This is a genomic window from Rhodococcus sp. NPDC057297, assembly GCF_042667435.1.
Taxonomy (GTDB): domain Bacteria; phylum Actinomycetota; class Actinomycetes; order Mycobacteriales; family Mycobacteriaceae; genus Rhodococcoides.
This window is the reverse complement of the sequence record NZ_JBHUZE010000008.1, coordinates 51,527-66,246: the sequence shown is the minus strand read 5'-3', so window position 1 is coordinate 66,246 and position 14,720 is coordinate 51,527. Positions and strand designations below refer to the sequence as shown.

Here is a 14,720-nt window from a genome sequence, read left to right as displayed (position 1 = left end):
GGGTACATCCCCACAATGACACATACCTACGGGGGTATGCAAGTACCCCCAGGGGTATGTAATCGAGTGGGCATATCCGCGATCGCACGATGCATGTCGTTTTTGGATCCAACGCGATGCTGAGCTTGCGATTGCTGGGGGATGTCCGGGGCTTCCGATGTGAAAACTGCCGTCACTCGAAAGTCAATGCGCTGTGCACGCGCGGCCTACGACGCCTCTGCCCGCGAGTTTCTGCAAACCTGGGCAGTTGCGCCCCAGTTGGATTCGAGGTTTTACGTCAGCTGATGCTCGTCGAACGCGGGCCGCTCGGCCGGCTCCTCGGTGACACTGTAGGCAAGGTGACCACCGATGACGCCGCCGAGACCGGCAGCGGTGAGTCCGGCGAGCGCGAGGCCCTTCGCGGCCCCGTCCGTGCGACGGCGTCGGCGGAGGAACGAGCCGAGGAACAGGAACACGCCGGTGGCGTTCGCTCCCGCATGGATGATCCCGACTCGGCGTGCACGTGGGCCGCGGGTGGACCAGTCACCCCACCCGGTGGCAATGGTTGCGGGCGCCGACAGCAGACCGAGCCCGATCAGCCGCTGAGCGGCCTTCGACTCGGAGCCGACGAGGTCGAGCACGACGGCGCTCGTCCACGCGCCGACCGTCACGTTCACCAACGCCGGGTGGATGGGGTGGCCCACGAACGACCCGCGCAACAGTCCACCGACCACTGTGTCGTCGAGTGCGGGCTTCAGGACGCCGTTGATCGCATCGCTCTCCTTGTCCAGGAAGGACGCATCTTCGAGGCTGTTCAATACTCCGGGGAGGCTCATGTGATCTCGCCTACCCCGCGGATCACGACGTCAACCTCTGGGTTGGCTAACCAAACCAGAGATTACCGTACGCTGTACGGTATGCTGCGCGAGCATCCCGTCGGATGCGTCGAGCTTGTCGAAAGGTGCCTGCAGAGACGACCACGGCCGAAGCCTTGAACACGATCCTCGTTCGCGGCGCCCGCGAGAACAACCTGCGCGACGTCGACCTCGACCTGCCCAAACGCGAACTGATCGTGTTCGCCGGAGTCTCCGGTTCCGGCAAATCCTCGTTGGTGTTCGACACCATCGCCGCCGAAGCGCAGCGCCAGATCAACTCGACGTTCACCGCATTCGCCCAGACGTTCCTGCCCTCCTACGGCCGGCCCGACGCCGATCTGATCGCCAACCTCTCTGCCGTCGTCATCGTCGACCAGAAGCGTCTGTTCGGAGGGCCCCGGTCGACCGTCGGCACCATCACCGACATCGGTGACTGGCTGCGCATGCTGTGGTCCCGCGGGGTGACGCCGTCGGTCGGCTACGCGAACGCGTTCTCCTTCAACGACCCGGCCGGCATGTGCCCCGAATGCGAGGGACTCGGGGAAGCGAAGATCATCGACATGGACGAACTCGTCGACGAATCGAAGTCGTTGCGCGAAGGCCCTTTCAAGCACCCGGACTTCGAGCCGGGCAAGTGGCCGTACCGAGTGTTCGCCGACTCCGGTCTGTTCGATCTGGACGTCCCCGTCGAGCAGTACTCCGCCCGTGAACGCCACATCTTCTTCGATGCCAAGCCCGGTGAGGTCGACGTGGTCAACACCGAGGCCCTCATGAAGAGCTACGAAGGGATCGTCTCGCGCTTTCGCCGCAGCTATCTGTCGAAGGATGCCGATGCACTCAAGGGCAAAGCGAAGGCAGCGTTCGACCGGATCGTCACGCGCGGCGAGTGCGAGGCATGTGGCGGCACCCGCTACAACGACACCATTCGCGGCGCGACGCTCCACGGACTGTCGTTACCCGACGCCTTCGCCATGCAAGTGTCCGACCTCGCCGAGCGTATCGCCGGATGGAACCTGAAGGACCTGAACACCTTCCGTGACGAGATCGTGCTGCAACTGCGCAGGCTCGTCGATCTCGGGCTCGGCTATCTCAGCCTGAACCGAGCGACGTCGACCCTGTCCGGGGGCGAATCTCAGCGCATCAAGATGGTGCGCCACCTCGGCGCGACGCTCAACGACATGCTCTACGTGTTCGACGAGCCGACCACCGGCCTGCACCCACGCGACGTGCACCGCCTCAACGACATGCTCCTTGCGCTGCGAGACAAGGGAAACACGGTCCTCGTCGTCGAGCACGATCCTGAAGTGATGGCCATCGCCGATCGCATCGTCGAAATAGGTCCGGGCGCAGGCAAAACCGGAGGGAACGTGGTGTTCGAAGGAACCTACGACGAATTGGTGGCGGCCGACACCAGAACAGGTAGTGCGCTCCGCCGCGACGGTCAGTCCATCTCCGCTCCACGAACACCCACCGGCTACCTGCACATCACCGGTGCCGACACCCACAACCTCCGAAACGTCGATGCCGACATTCCACTGGGCATTCTGACAGCCGTCACCGGCGTCGCGGGATCGGGGAAATCGAGTCTCATCCACGGTCATCTGCGTTCGGTCGCACCCGACGCCGTCATCATCGACCAATCGCCCATCCGCGGATCACGGCGCTCCTCCCCCGCAACGTATTCCGGACTCCTCGACCCCATCCGCGCGTACTTCGCGAAGAAGACCGGCCAGCCGGCGTCCCTGTTCTCTCCCAATTCCGACGGTGCCTGCCCCGACTGTCAGGGCAGCGGCATCATTTTCACCGATCTGGGGTTCACAGACCCGGTCTCCAGTACCTGTGAAACGTGCCAGGGACGGCGTTTTCGGCCGGGGGCGATCCGGCACACCGTCGACGATGTAAGTATCGCGGACGTATTCGAGATGTCCGTCGAGGACGCGCAGGACTTCTTCGAGGTCAAGAAGATTCGTGACATCCTGCGCCGCTGCTCCGACGTCGGCCTCGGATATCTCTCGCTGGGCCAGAATCTTTCGTCGTTGTCCGGTGGAGAACGTCAGCGCCTCAAGCTCGCGACGGAACTGGTCGGATCGTCTCCCATCCTGGTCCTGGACGAACCCACCACCGGCCTGCACCCGTCGGATGTCTCGAATCTCATCGCACTGTTGTCCGGCATGGTCGACGAGGGCCGCAGCGTCATCGTCATCGAGCACAACCTCGACATCGTCGCAGCAGCCGACTGGGTCATCGATCTCGGACCCGACGGCGGCCACAATGGAGGTGAGGTCGTGTTCACCGGAACGGTCGCGGATCTCGTGAACACCGACACGCACACAGGTGTCTATCTCGCCAAGAGCCTGAGGCGCTGACCCGACGGCGGGTAGGTTCGGTGATCATGAGCAGCGACACATCGACCGCCCTGGCGCGCGCCGCCTACACCACGTTCGAGCCGTTTCACATCACCGCCTATTTCAATCCCCTGCTGAAGTCGGTCTCCGCGGACGCTGGGTTGGACGGGCACGCGTGGTACGTCGGGTCGCGTGCCGCACCGCTCGGTGAGACCACGGCGGGTGTCGTCGCGGCGACGTTCTACAACTTCAATCCTGCGCTGATCGAGCGCGTGTGGCCGGCGGCCGTCGACGCCGGGCTGGAGAAGATCACCGAACGCCGATGGACCATGCTCGACACCGTCCTCGGCGACGCGCTGGGCGACCTGGCGTCCGACCCCGATCTCCCCCGCGTGGCCGATCGGCTGCGCGACATCGGCGACACCGCCTGTTTCGCAGGTCGGCCGTTGTCTGCAGCATGGCATTCGACAGAGCGACCGGACGCACCACATCTGGCGCTGTGGCACTCCATCGCCGTGATCCGCGAATGGCGAGGCGACGGCCACCTGGCCGCACTGGTCGACGCACAACTCGATCCGACGGAAGCCGTCGTGTTCCACGAGGCGGAGCATCCGGACCCGAAAGCTCGACGAGTGCTCGGCAAGCGCATCACCCAGCTCACCCGTCAGTGGTCGGACGAGGAGTGGGCCGCCGCCGCGGATCGTCTGGTCTCCCGCGGATTGCTGACGACCACCGACGGCCGGGAAGCCCTCACCGATCGAGGCGTCGAACAGGACGCGCACATCGAGGCCCGGACCGATGCGCTGGCGTCGTCGATCTGGAAGAACGTGCCCGACGCGGAAGCCCTGGTCACCAGTGTCCGCCCGTACGTCAAGGCCGTCATCGACGCGGGCATCCTGCCCGGCACCAAGAAGAAGAGCTGATCGACCGAGCGTCTCCGCGCACAAGGCCCCGTCGACCGTGGTCGGCGGGGCTTCGTGCTGCCCGGGGGAATTTATTGGTGTCGGAGGGAATTGATATCGTCGCGAGCACGTTAATTGAGCCGAAGACGCTCAACCTTGCAGTAGGAGGAACGAATGCCGGCATACCTGGGTCCGCAGGGTCCCCGCCGTATCGACATCAGCCGTTTGATGAGCACGGCCACCCAGTCGCTCATCGGAGATGCAGCCACGTTCGCTGCCGGTCGCGGTGATGCAGAACTGGATGCACTGCACGTTCTGCACGTCATGGCGAAGAACGACCCCACCCAGGACCTCATGCAGCGCGCGGGTGCTACCCCCGACTCGGTGGCGGACGCCGTGGAACTTCGGCTTCCCCAGGCGCGCGAGACCTCGGTCAGCGCCACCGCCCTGAGCAGCACGCTGAAGACCGCCATCCTCGAGGCCCACCACATCGCGCAAAGCCTCGGTTCGACGTACATCGATCCCGAGCACCTGTTCCTGTCCTTCGCCGCCGATCCGGAGCACATCGCCGGCCGACTGCTTGCGGACGAGGGCATCACTCCCGAGGGCCTGCAGACCGCACTGAAGGGCGGTTCCGTGGAACCGCAGTCGGAGTCCGAGACGCCGACGCTCGACAAGTACGGCATCGATCTGACCGAGCGCGCCCGCGAGGGTGGTATCGACCCGGTCGTCGGCCGTGCCGACGAGATCGCGCAGACCATCGAAATCCTCTCCCGCCGCACCAAGAACAACCCAGTCCTCGTCGGCGAGGCAGGTGTCGGCAAGACAGCCGTCGTCGAAGGGCTGGCTCAGCGCATCGTCGACGGTGACGTTCCCGATCGGTTGTCGGGCAAGCGAATCGTGCAACTCGACCTGTCGTCGATGGTTGCGGGCACCCGCTACCGCGGTGATTTCGAGGAGCGCTTGACCAAGGTGATCGACGAGATCGTCGCGCACTCCGACGAGCTCATCGTGTTCATCGACGAGGTACACACCATCGCCGGCGCAGGCGGAGGTGCCGAGGGCGCCATGGATGCCGGAAACATCCTCAAGCCCAAGCTCGCTCGCGGCGAACTGCACATCGTCGGCGCCACCACCCTGGACGAGTACCGCACGAATATCGAGAAGGACCCCGCCCTCGAACGCAGGTTCCAGCCGGTGACGGTTCCCGAGCCGAGCGTGGACGACGCCAAGGCGATCCTCACCGGGCTGCGTAGTCGGTACGAGGAGCACCACGGTGTCACTTACACCGACGAGGCGATCAGTGCCGCCGTCGAACTCTCCGATCGCTACATCGGTGACCGCTTCCTCCCGGACAAGGCCATCGACCTCGTCGATCAGGCAGGTGCCCGCAAGCAACTCGCCAGGCCGAGCATCGACGTCGACGCGATCGAGAAGAAGATCGCCGCAGTGGAAGTCGAGAAGGCGACGGCCATCGAGAAGGAAGACTACGAGCGCGCCTCTCAGCTTCGCGACGAGGCACAGCAGTTGCAGAACCGTCTGAACGGCAAGTCCGATGACGATGCCCCCGAGGTGTCCGCCGAGGACATCGCCGAGATCGTCTCGCGGGCAACCGGAATCCCGGCAAGCCAAATGACGCAGGAAGAGAAAGAACGTCTGCGGCGTCTGGAATCCGAGTTGCACGAGCGCGTCGTCGGACAGGACGAGGCCGTCGAGGCCATCGCCCGTGCGGTGCGGCGCAGCCGGACCGGCATGAGCGACCCGGACCGTCCCGTCGGCAGCTTCCTGTTCCTCGGGCCGACCGGCGTCGGCAAGACCGAGCTCGCAAAAGCACTGGCTGCGTCTCTGTTCGGCGACGAGAAGAAGATGCTGCGCCTCGACATGAGCGAGTTCGGTGAACGCCACACCGTCAGCCGACTCGTCGGTGCACCTCCCGGATACGTCGGTTACGGCGAAGCGGGCCAGCTCACCGAGCAGGTGCGACGCAATCCGTACTCGGTGGTGCTGCTCGACGAGATCGAGAAGGCCCACCCCGACGTGTTCGACACGCTTCTCCAGGTGCTCGACGACGGCAGGTTGACCGACGGCCAGGGCCGCACGGTGAACTTCAGGAACACCGTGGTGATCATGACCAGCAACCTCGGCTCGGACATCATCTCCAGCAAGTCCGGCGGCACCGGGTTCAACACCGGTGTCCTCGACGAGAAGCCGTTGCGTGCACGAGTCATGGGACGCCTCCGTGAAGCGATGCGGCCGGAGTTCCTGAACCGCATCGACGAAATCGTGGTGTTCCGCAAGCTCGACACCGAGCAGCTGCATCGCATCACCGATCTGATGCTCGCCGAAAGCCGGGAACGTCTCTCGGCCAAGGGCATCGAGATCACGTTCAGCGACTCGGCCGTCGACTGGCTGGCGAAGAACGGTCACCAGCCCGAATTCGGTGCCAGGCCGTTGCGTCGATCCATCCAGCGGGCACTCGACGACAAGATCGCCGACCTGCTCCTGGACGACATCCTCGCCGAAGGCGGCAGCGTATCCGTCGACGTCGCGGACGACGAACTCGCGTTGAACGTGGCGTAGCGCAGCTCCGTCGAAACCCTCCCGTGCAGTCAGGCGCGGGAGGGTTTCTCACGTAGTGGCCACCGCCGATACCTGCGTACCGCTATGACGTATCGCACCCACGCAACCAGCAGCGAGACGACAAGGATCAGAACCCATCCGACCATGACGAAGTACCAGGTTCCCCAGATAAGGACAAGGGCAACAGCCACCCCTGCAGTCTCCGGCGAGAACACCCCATTCATTGCCGCCAAGACCCAGAGGACAACAATCGCGGTCCCTGCGCACACCCCGTAGGTCGCTACAGCACTCGCCACGAGCGATTCCCGCCACAGCCACACGAACGACGGCTTCTGTTCCATCGATCCCCCACCATCGTCATTGACGACACTCCCCGACCGGCAGAAAACAACGCACTGCGGCAAAGATGAGCAGATGATTCTGGAGCATGCTCTACTTCACGTCACATCCGATCGCTCGGAGGAATTCGAGACCGCTTTTGCGTACGCCAAGTCGATCATCTCTGCGATGCCGGGGTTTGTGACGCTCTCCCTCTCACGCGGCGTGGAACAACCAGGGGTCTATCTTCTGCTCGTCGAGTGGGACACCCTCGAAGCCCATACCAAGGGTTTCCGCGGATCAGCCGAGTACCAGGAGTGGAAGGCGTTGCTGCACCACTTCTACGACCCGTTTCCGGTCGTCGAGCACTTTTCGCCGGTTCTTCGGGCCTAGCATGGGTATACCCCTCAGCACCGAAGGAGACCAACCAGTGCCCACTGCAGCGTCGTACACCTCGAAGCAGGATCAGCTCGAGATCAGCACCTATACCTGGCCCACTGCGGTCACTCCTGCTCGTGGTGTCGTTCAGATTGCCCATGGTCTTGCCGAGCACGGCAGTCGATACGCCCGCTTCGCCGGGGCGCTGAACGACGCTGGGTTTCATGTCGTGGCATCCGATCATCGGGGCCATGGCACGTCGATCGCGCAGACACCGGGCGATCTGGGGTCACTTGGCTTCCCCGCACTGTGGGCGGATATCGAACAACTCGGCGAGAAACTGTTGAACGATTACCCGGATCTACCTCTGTTCTTGTTCGCGCACTCGATGGGTTCATTTGCCGCCCAACATGTTCTGATCGAGCGGTCCGACCTGTACGAGGGTGTGGTCCTGTCCGGGTCCACCACCCTCGATGTGCTCGCCGCGGGCATGGTCGACGCCCCAGCCGGCGATCTCAGCGTGTTCAACAGCGCCTTCGAGCACCGCACCGGATACGAGTGGTTGTCGCGCGACGAGTCGGAAGTCGACGCCTATGTCGCCGACGAGCTGTGCGGTTTCGACCTGCCCGCGGCGACGGTGCCTGCAATGTTCACCGAGGCGGACACACTTGCCGACCCGCACAAGCTCGAGGAGATCCGGTCCGACCTGCCGCTGCTGATTGCGTCGGGATCCGACGACCCGCTGGCCGGCGGCGGACAGTTGATCGAGCAACTGGCCGCACGCTACCGCGAGGCGGGGCTCAGCGACGTGACGGTCAAGATCTACCCCGGAGCCCGCCACGAGATCCTGAACGAAACGAACAGGGACGAGGTCACCGCAGACATCGTCGGCTGGCTGACGAGCCGTCTCACCTGAGCCGGAGCTTCACGGGCTGCCCGTCCTCAGGGAAGGGCAGCGACGTGAAGTTCAGTGGTGCAACGTAACTCGGGTCGACTTCCCAGTCGAATCGGAGCAACAGATGATGCATGATCGTCTTGATCTCCGCTCCGGCGAAGAACATTCCGATGCACTTGTGCACTCCGCCACCGAACGGCTCCCACGCGTAGCGATGAACCTTGTCCTCGCGTCGATCTGCACAGAACCTGTCCGGATCGAACTTCTCCGGATCCGGCCAGTACTGCGCCATGTGATGAGTGAAGTGCGGGGCGACGGATGCGTATGTTCCCGCCGGGACGAACTTTCCCTGCACCTCGGTATCTTTCACAGCGCGACGAGCCACGACGGGAGTCGGCGACACGAGGCGCAGGCATTCCTTCATGACCAGGTCGACGCTCACCAGTTCGTCGAGCTGATCCAGCGTCGGCGAACTCGTACCCAGAGCCAGCGATTCGGCTCGGCACTTCTCCCGCCACTGCGGATGCTGCCCGAGGTACTGCATCATCGTCGACAGCGTGATGGTCGAGGTGTCGTGCGCCGCCATCAGCAAGAAGATCATGTGGTCGACCACTTCGTCGTCCGAAAAGCGCTGACCCGTATCGGATTCGATGTGACAGAGGACAGAGAAGAGATCATCGGTCTCGCGGGCGCGGCGCGCAGGCAGATAACGCCGGAAGAAGTCGTCGAGCACCTTCCGTCCGTCGAGCCCACGCTTCCATCGAGTCCCGGGTAGGCGGTATCGAACGATGGACGTGGCAGCCTGGACGCAGGCTACGAAACTTGCGTTCACAACGTCGATCTCGGCATCGCTGCTGTCCTCGGCTCCACCCATGAACACCGACGTCGCGACGTCGAGAGTCAGCGCCTTCAGTGCCGGATAGACCTGTACGGCGTCGCCGGCGTGCCACCCGTCGAGCCCCGCGGCAACCACCGGATTGAGAGAGTCGACCGATCTGACGAGTCTCTCGCGGGTGAACGCCTGCTGCATGATTCGTCGATGACGCAGGTGCTCGTCGGAATCCAACAGCATGAGTCCGCCGTGGAAGAACGGGCCGATGAGCAGCGACCACCCGTCGCTGTTGACGAACGCCTTGTCCTTGTTCTGCAGGACCTCCTGGCATGCGTCCGGCCCGAGGACGGTGATCCATCGCTGCCCGGCCATCGTCAGCCACGACACGTCGCCGTACTTGTCCCATCGACTACGAAACAGAGTCAGGGGATCGCGAATGTACTCGAGCGTGTGACCGACGACAGGCAGTCCCCCGTCACCGGAGACCGCTTTCAACGGGGATCGAGCCGGTGGTTCCGCCAGGATTCGTGCCATTCGCCAGACCTTCCTCGATCTGACAGGACGTTCTGTCAGATAACTGTAGTCTGCGTCACACTTGTCGCGTCTGTCAACATCTATTCATGTCCACAACCCGCAGATACGCAGGCATGAGCGCCGACGACCGCGCCGCCGACCGTCGGGCGCGCCTGCTCGAAGCCGGACTGGAGGTGTTCGCGGCCTCGGGAGCAAACGGCGCGACCATGACGGCGATCTGCGCGCAGGCCAAACTCACCGAACGCTACTTCTACGAGAGCTTCACCAGCAGAGACGATCTGCTGCGCAGCGTCGTCGACGCGGTGTCCGACGAGATCCGCACCGCCGCACTGGACGCACTCCACTCCCCCGCGGACAACGTCGAAGCCCAGGTTCGGCACGCCATCACCGCGTTCGTCACCGTCCTCACCGACGATCGCCGCAAAGGCCGCGTCGCGATGATCGAGTCCTCGGCCGTCGAGTCGCTGCGCACTCACCGTCGAGAATCGATGCGTGAATTCGCCCGTCTCGTCGCCGCAGAAGCACACGAGCTCTACGGCGACCACGCGCTACCCGAGCCCGAATCGGAAATCACGGGCCTCCTGTTCATCGGCGGCCTGGCCGAACTCGTCGTCGCCTGGTTGAACGACGAGATCGACGTGACCCCGTCACAGATCGTCGACGCCGCAACGCGCCAATTCGTCGCCACGACGCATCGCTGAGGAAAGCTACAGTCGACAGGGTGGCTCACACTCGTCGACCGAAGCAGTCGACACCCGCGGACAAGACGTGCGCGTCGTGCGGGCGGCGCATCGAGTGGCGCAGGAAGTGGGAGAAGAACTGGGATGACATCAAGTACTGCAGCGATTCCTGCCGGCGGCACAAGGTGAGTGCGACGGACCGTCAGCTGGAGGACAAGATTCGAGAGCTACTCGACGCCCGTTCCCGAGACTCCACGATCTGCCCGTCCGATGTTGCGCGCGCAGTATCCGAAGACGACTGGCGCGACCTGATGGAGCCGGTGCGCCGGGCCGCGCGACGACTGGTCGATGCGGGTGAAGTCCAGATCACCCAGAAGGGCTCGGTGGTGGACCCGTCGACAGCCAAGGGTCCCATCAGAATTCGCTGGACACGCTAGCTGTCCAACCGCGGCCACAGCGGTGGTTCCGAGTGCAATTGCTGCATCACGTACTTCATTATTTCCAGAATTCGCGGCAATGCCTCTGCGTCGTCGCCCAGGTCGCGCATCGGACTGCGCTCACCTACCAGTTCCAGCACCGTCGTCGTCATCCGCGCAGTCGCCTTGCTGTACAGGTCGTCGTGCGGGCGCCCGAGCCTGTCGGCGACTGCGTGCTCGAGCATCATGCGTTCGTGCATGTACTGCTCGAACAACCGTGTCGTGAGTGACGGCGTCACGTCCAGAATCTGCTGAATCTGGACGAAGCGTTCACTGCCCGCTCGGGGCGTCAGGAGCAGTGCACGGAGCGCGTGCCCCAAGGACACTTCGAGTGGCTCGTCCTCGGGTCGCGAGCGCAGTTCGTCCGCCATCTGACCGTTCAGTTCCAGCGGCCCGACCACCAGTAAGTCCTTGGTCGGGTAGTAGCGGTACAGCGTGGTCGTCCCGATCTCCGCCTTGGCGGCGATGTCCTCCATGGTCGTCTTGTCGTACCCGCGATCGAGGAACAGCGCGAACGCCGCATCCAGTATCAATTCGCGCGTTTGCGCCGCGTGCACTTCACGTAGCCCCATGCCAGCAATGTAGCAGCTGCCCCCTTCTCGGTAGTGACTACCATCACGACTCGCAATGTGGTAGTCACTACCAATTAGGTTTACGCTCCTTGATCAGAGATCACTTCCAATCGAAAGGTGCCCCCCCATGGCATGGCAACTGTTCAGGCTGGGCCGCTGGTCCTTCCTGCACCGAAAACTCGTCGCAGGGATCTGGGTGGTCTTGCTACTCCTCGGAGTGCTCGGCGCGTCGACACTGAACACCCAGACCTCCGACTCGTTCGAGCTCGACGGCATCGAATCGACCGAAGCGTTCTCGCTCATCTCCGAACGCAGCGGCGAATCGGCGGACGGTGCAACTGCCCGCATAGTGTTCGAGGCGCCGGAAGGACAATCGCTGACCGACCCGGCAAACCAGGCCGCGGTCGCCGACGCCATCGCCTCCGCCCAGACCGAGCACGTCGCCTCCGCAACCGACCCGTTCACCACCGGCACCATCTCGGAGAACGGCCGGGCCGCCTACGCGACCGTGACCTACACGACGCCCGCAGTCGACCTCGTCGACGCGGACCGCAACGCCCTCGACGACGCGAAGACGGTAGGCGAGAACGCAGGGCTGACCGTTGCCGTCGGCGGCGACGCCGTCACCGCCACGGGCGAGGTTCCGCTCGGCGAGTTGATCGGCATCGGTGTCGCGATCATCGTTCTCGCCATCACCTTCGGATCTCTCGTTGCTGCAGGCATGCCACTTCTGACGGCACTCATCGGCGTCGGAATCGGCATCATGGGCATCACCGTGCTCGGCGCATTCGTCGAACTCAGTTCGGTGACCTCCGCATTGGGCACGATGCTCGGGCTCGCCGTCGGAATCGACTACGCACTCTTCATCATGTCTCGCTACCAAAGCGAAGTCAGACAGGGACATTCGATGGAAGAGGCGGCAGGCAAGGCCGTCGGAACTGCAGGGTCGGCGGTCATCTTCGCGGGACTGACCGTAATCATCGCGCTCGCCGGACTGTCGGTGTGCGGCATCGGATTCCTCACTCAAATGGGCATCGGCGGCGCCTTCATGGTGTTCATCGCAGTGCTCGTCGCGTTGACTCTTTTGCCCGCGATCCTCGGATTCGCCGGCAAGAAGGTCCTCGGAGGAAAGATCAAGGGCCTGAAGGTTGTCGATCCCGAGAACCCGGAAACACGCACCAACGGGCAGCGGTGGGTCGAGAAGGTGAGCGCGTTCAAATGGCCTGCACTTGTCGCAGGATTGCTCGTTGCTGCCGTCGTCTCTTTGCCGATCGCCTCGATGGAACTTGCACTGCCCGACGACGGCACAGCTCCTACCGGCAGCGACAACCGCGTCGCATTCGACACCATCGCCGACAACTTCGGTCCCGGCGCCAACGGCCCTCTCGTCGTCGTCATCGACACCGAAAACGCAGCGGATCCGGTCGCGGCCGTCGGCACCGCCGTCGACAAGCTGGACGGCATCGGCACCGACATCGCAGCCATCGCGCCTCCGGTCCCCGAAATACTCGAACCTCAGCTCGCAGCAGTCGGATTCACGACCGTCCAGATCATTCCCGACAGCGCACCATCCGACGCGGCCACCAAGGAACTCGTGTCGACCATCCGCGAGACCATGTCGGATCTGCCCTCCGAAACCGGAGCTCGCGCTCTCGTGACAGGACAGACGGCAGTGGGAGTCGACATCGCCGACGAGCTCACCTCGGTGTTCCCGCTCTACCTGGCGGTCGTCGTCGGACTTGCCTTCATTCTGCTGATGTTGGTGTTCCGCTCGATCCTGGTGCCGCTCAAAGCCGCTCTCGGATTCTTGCTCTCGGTGGGTATCTCGCTCGGGGCGACCGTGGCAGTGTTCCAGTGGGGCTGGTTGGCGAACCTCATCGGCGTCGACACCCAGTCACCCGTGATCTTCATCCTCCCGCTGCTGCTGACCGGCATCCTGTTCGGTCTGGCCATGGACTACGAGGTGTTCCTCGTCAGCCGAATGCGTGAAGCCTTCGTGCACGGCACCCCGGCGCGACAGGCCGTTGTCGTGGGCTTCCAGCACAGTGCGCGCGTCGTCGTCGCAGCAGCCGTGATCATGTTCGGCGTCTTCGCCGGCTTCGCACTGACAGATCAGGTGATCATCAAGACCATCGGATTCGCCTTGGCCATCGGCATTCTCGCCGACGCCTTCCTGGTCCGCATGATGATCGTCCCGGCCGTCATGGCCATCGTCGGCGACAAGATGTGGTGGCTGCCCGCGTGGCTCGACCGCCTCCTACCCAACCTGGACGTGGAGGGCGAGGGCTTGAACGACAAGCTGGCCCCGGCGAGAACTCCGGAACCTGCACACAGCTGATCTCAGGATCCGTCGTGGCCGCCTCGATCGCTCGAGGCGGCCACGTCGACATCCCGCAGGCGGCGTCTCAGCGAAGCAGCCCTGCTGCGGTGGTCGCATCGATGATCAGCGAGGACACCAAACCGGACTTCAGGACCGACCGAACAGCCGCGAGTTTCTTCTCGCCCGCGACGATGGCAACGACGTCGGCAATCCCCCTCAAGTCCTCTTCCGAGACCCCGATCCGGCGATCGTCCAATCCATCGACGCGGTTTCCGTCGGAGTCCAGCAGTAGCGCACAAGACTCGGCAACCACACCTTTTGCCGTGAGCTCCTGCGCTTCGTCCGGCGACAGCAGGTCGTAGACCTGGGACAGGCCAGGCTTCCACGCCCCGATGGACACAACCGCTTTGGTCACCGACGCATGATGTTTCAGCGTCTCCTGAATGCCACGACTCCCCCGCAACGCGTCGCCGGTTCTGGAGTCGGCCACCACCAGCGGCGCATACATCGACCACGCGTGTCCGCTACCGAGCTCGGTGATCCGACGCACCAACTCGGCCGAGGTCGAGCTGACTGCTCCCGCCATTCCGGTCAACTGCACCACGTCGCACGTCGCGATGGAATCCAGATGTGTCGTCATCCTCGACAGCGTTCGTCCACAGTCCACCCCGAGTACGTCCGCGGACGTGACGATTTCACTGAGCAGATCGGCGGTGACACGGCCGACCGCATCCCACAGGACGTCCTGCTCATCCCCTCCCGTGCGAACCGCGAATGCCATACGTAGCCCGAACGTGTCCTTGAGTGCACGAGACAGTTCGATGTCGATCGACTCCGGTGCGTGAACCTTGATCTCGACCATGCCGGACGTCACGGCATCCTCGAGTATTCGCGCGATCTTGAACCGGGACAGACCCAATTCGTCGGCGATCTGTATTCGGGTCCGCCCGTCGAGGTAGTAGCGCCGCGCGACCAGTCCGCGTTGAGTCAGTTCTTCCGGACCAACTCGCGGAACATTCTGCTCCGGCATGACC

At 63.7% G+C, this 14,720-nt stretch carries 13 protein-coding genes and 1 pseudogene; 9 read left to right on the top strand and 5 right to left on the bottom strand.

The annotated features are described in order from the left end of the window. Positions 1-272 precede the first annotated feature (272 nt). Positions 273-815, bottom strand: a complete 543-nt coding sequence (locus ACFULT_RS20930) for a DUF2231 domain-containing protein (protein WP_378482311.1) — start codon at positions 813-815, stop codon at positions 273-275. A 104-nt stretch (positions 816-919) separates the two neighbouring features. On the opposite strand from ACFULT_RS20930, the gene ACFULT_RS20925 reads away from it, so the two are divergent. The 3 genes from ACFULT_RS20925 to ACFULT_RS20915 all read left to right on the top strand — a co-directional run bounded on the left by ACFULT_RS20925 (position 920) and on the right by ACFULT_RS20915 (position 6,681). Then, positions 920-3,220: an ATP-binding cassette domain-containing protein gene (locus ACFULT_RS20925; RefSeq protein ID WP_378482310.1), complete on the top strand. Its 2,301-nt coding sequence runs from the start codon at positions 920-922 to the stop codon at positions 3,218-3,220. Between the two features lie 20 nt (positions 3,221-3,240). Further along, positions 3,241-4,122 (top strand): hypothetical protein, encoded by an 882-nt coding sequence (locus ACFULT_RS20920; protein WP_037105046.1) that lies wholly within the window; start codon positions 3,241-3,243, stop codon positions 4,120-4,122. 153 nt (positions 4,123-4,275) lie between these two features. Next, a complete protein-coding gene (locus ACFULT_RS20915) occupies positions 4,276-6,681 on the top strand; it encodes an ATP-dependent Clp protease ATP-binding subunit (RefSeq protein WP_378482309.1) in 2,406 nt (801 codons plus the stop codon). Between the two features lie 29 nt (positions 6,682-6,710). Here ACFULT_RS20915 and ACFULT_RS20910 read toward each other — a convergent pair whose 3' ends face one another. Then, positions 6,711-7,022, bottom strand: a complete 312-nt coding sequence (locus ACFULT_RS20910; RefSeq protein WP_094721058.1) for a hypothetical protein — start codon at positions 7,020-7,022, stop codon at positions 6,711-6,713. Between the two features lie 73 nt (positions 7,023-7,095). Between ACFULT_RS20910 and ACFULT_RS20905 the strand changes: the two genes are divergently transcribed. After that, entirely contained in the window at positions 7,096-7,392 is a 297-nt protein-coding gene (locus ACFULT_RS20905) for an antibiotic biosynthesis monooxygenase family protein (protein WP_378482308.1), read from the top strand. Positions 7,393-7,429: 37 nt separating this feature from the next. Continuing rightward, positions 7,430-8,293 (top strand): alpha/beta fold hydrolase, encoded by an 864-nt coding sequence (locus ACFULT_RS20900; protein ID WP_255122902.1) that lies wholly within the window; start codon positions 7,430-7,432, stop codon positions 8,291-8,293. On the opposite strand, the gene ACFULT_RS20895 is transcribed toward ACFULT_RS20900, so the two are convergent. Then, complete coding sequence (locus ACFULT_RS20895; protein ID WP_378482307.1) at positions 8,286-9,638, bottom strand: cytochrome P450; 1,353 nt, start codon at positions 9,636-9,638, stop codon at positions 8,286-8,288. The genes ACFULT_RS20900 and ACFULT_RS20895 overlap by 8 nt on opposite strands. 86 nt (positions 9,639-9,724) lie before the next feature. On the opposite strand from ACFULT_RS20895, the gene ACFULT_RS20890 reads away from it, so the two are divergent. From ACFULT_RS20890 to ACFULT_RS20880, 3 genes and pseudogenes are all read left to right on the top strand, one after another. Next, entirely contained in the window at positions 9,725-10,339 is a 615-nt protein-coding gene (locus tag ACFULT_RS20890; RefSeq protein ID WP_371828833.1) for a TetR/AcrR family transcriptional regulator, read from the top strand. 20 nt (positions 10,340-10,359) lie between these two features. After that, positions 10,360-10,488: pseudogene (locus ACFULT_RS20885) on the top strand (DUF2256 domain-containing protein); the annotation flags it as partial. Between the two features lie 15 nt (positions 10,489-10,503). After that, on the top strand, positions 10,504-10,755 hold the full coding sequence (locus ACFULT_RS20880; protein ID WP_255122905.1) for a DUF3253 domain-containing protein: 252 nt from the start codon (positions 10,504-10,506) through the stop codon (positions 10,753-10,755). Here the strand turns inward: ACFULT_RS20880 and ACFULT_RS20875 are convergent. Then, positions 10,752-11,366: a TetR/AcrR family transcriptional regulator gene (locus tag ACFULT_RS20875; protein WP_094721053.1), complete on the bottom strand. Its 615-nt coding sequence runs from the start codon at positions 11,364-11,366 to the stop codon at positions 10,752-10,754. The genes ACFULT_RS20880 and ACFULT_RS20875 overlap by 4 nt on opposite strands. Before the next feature lie 127 nt (positions 11,367-11,493). Between ACFULT_RS20875 and ACFULT_RS20870 the strand changes: the two genes are divergently transcribed. Next, on the top strand, positions 11,494-13,704 hold the full coding sequence (locus tag ACFULT_RS20870; RefSeq protein WP_378482306.1) for an MMPL family transporter: 2,211 nt from the start codon (positions 11,494-11,496) through the stop codon (positions 13,702-13,704). A 67-nt stretch (positions 13,705-13,771) separates the two neighbouring features. Here the strand turns inward: ACFULT_RS20870 and ACFULT_RS20865 are convergent, their stop codons facing one another. Then, positions 13,772-14,716 (bottom strand): sugar-binding transcriptional regulator, encoded by a 945-nt coding sequence (locus tag ACFULT_RS20865; protein WP_094721051.1) that lies wholly within the window; start codon positions 14,714-14,716, stop codon positions 13,772-13,774. Positions 14,717-14,720 lie beyond the last annotated feature (4 nt).

Excerpts from the sequence above, each read along its gene's own strand:
- ACFULT_RS20910 (WP_094721058.1), bottom strand. The coding sequence starts at position 7,022 with ATGGAACAGAAGCCGTCGTTCGTGTGGCTGTGGCGGGAATCGCTCGTG.
- ACFULT_RS20895 (WP_378482307.1), bottom strand. The coding sequence starts at position 9,638 with ATGGCACGAATCCTGGCGGAACCACCGGCTCGATCCCCGTTGAAAGCG.
- ACFULT_RS20870 (WP_378482306.1), top strand. The coding sequence starts at position 11,494 with ATGGCATGGCAACTGTTCAGGCTGGGCCGCTGGTCCTTCCTGCACCGA.
- ACFULT_RS20930 (WP_378482311.1), bottom strand. The coding sequence starts at position 815 with ATGAGCCTCCCCGGAGTATTGAACAGCCTCGAAGATGCGTCCTTCCTG.
- ACFULT_RS20865 (WP_094721051.1), bottom strand. The coding sequence starts at position 14,716 with ATGCCGGAGCAGAATGTTCCGCGAGTTGGTCCGGAAGAACTGACTCAA.
- ACFULT_RS20905 (WP_378482308.1), top strand. The coding sequence starts at position 7,096 with ATGATTCTGGAGCATGCTCTACTTCACGTCACATCCGATCGCTCGGAG.
- ACFULT_RS20875 (WP_094721053.1), bottom strand. The coding sequence starts at position 11,366 with ATGGGGCTACGTGAAGTGCACGCGGCGCAAACGCGCGAATTGATACTG.
- ACFULT_RS20925 (WP_378482310.1), top strand. The coding sequence starts at position 920 with ATGCGTCGAGCTTGTCGAAAGGTGCCTGCAGAGACGACCACGGCCGAA.
- ACFULT_RS20915 (WP_378482309.1), top strand. The coding sequence starts at position 4,276 with ATGCCGGCATACCTGGGTCCGCAGGGTCCCCGCCGTATCGACATCAGC.
- ACFULT_RS20890 (WP_371828833.1), top strand. The coding sequence starts at position 9,725 with ATGTCCACAACCCGCAGATACGCAGGCATGAGCGCCGACGACCGCGCC.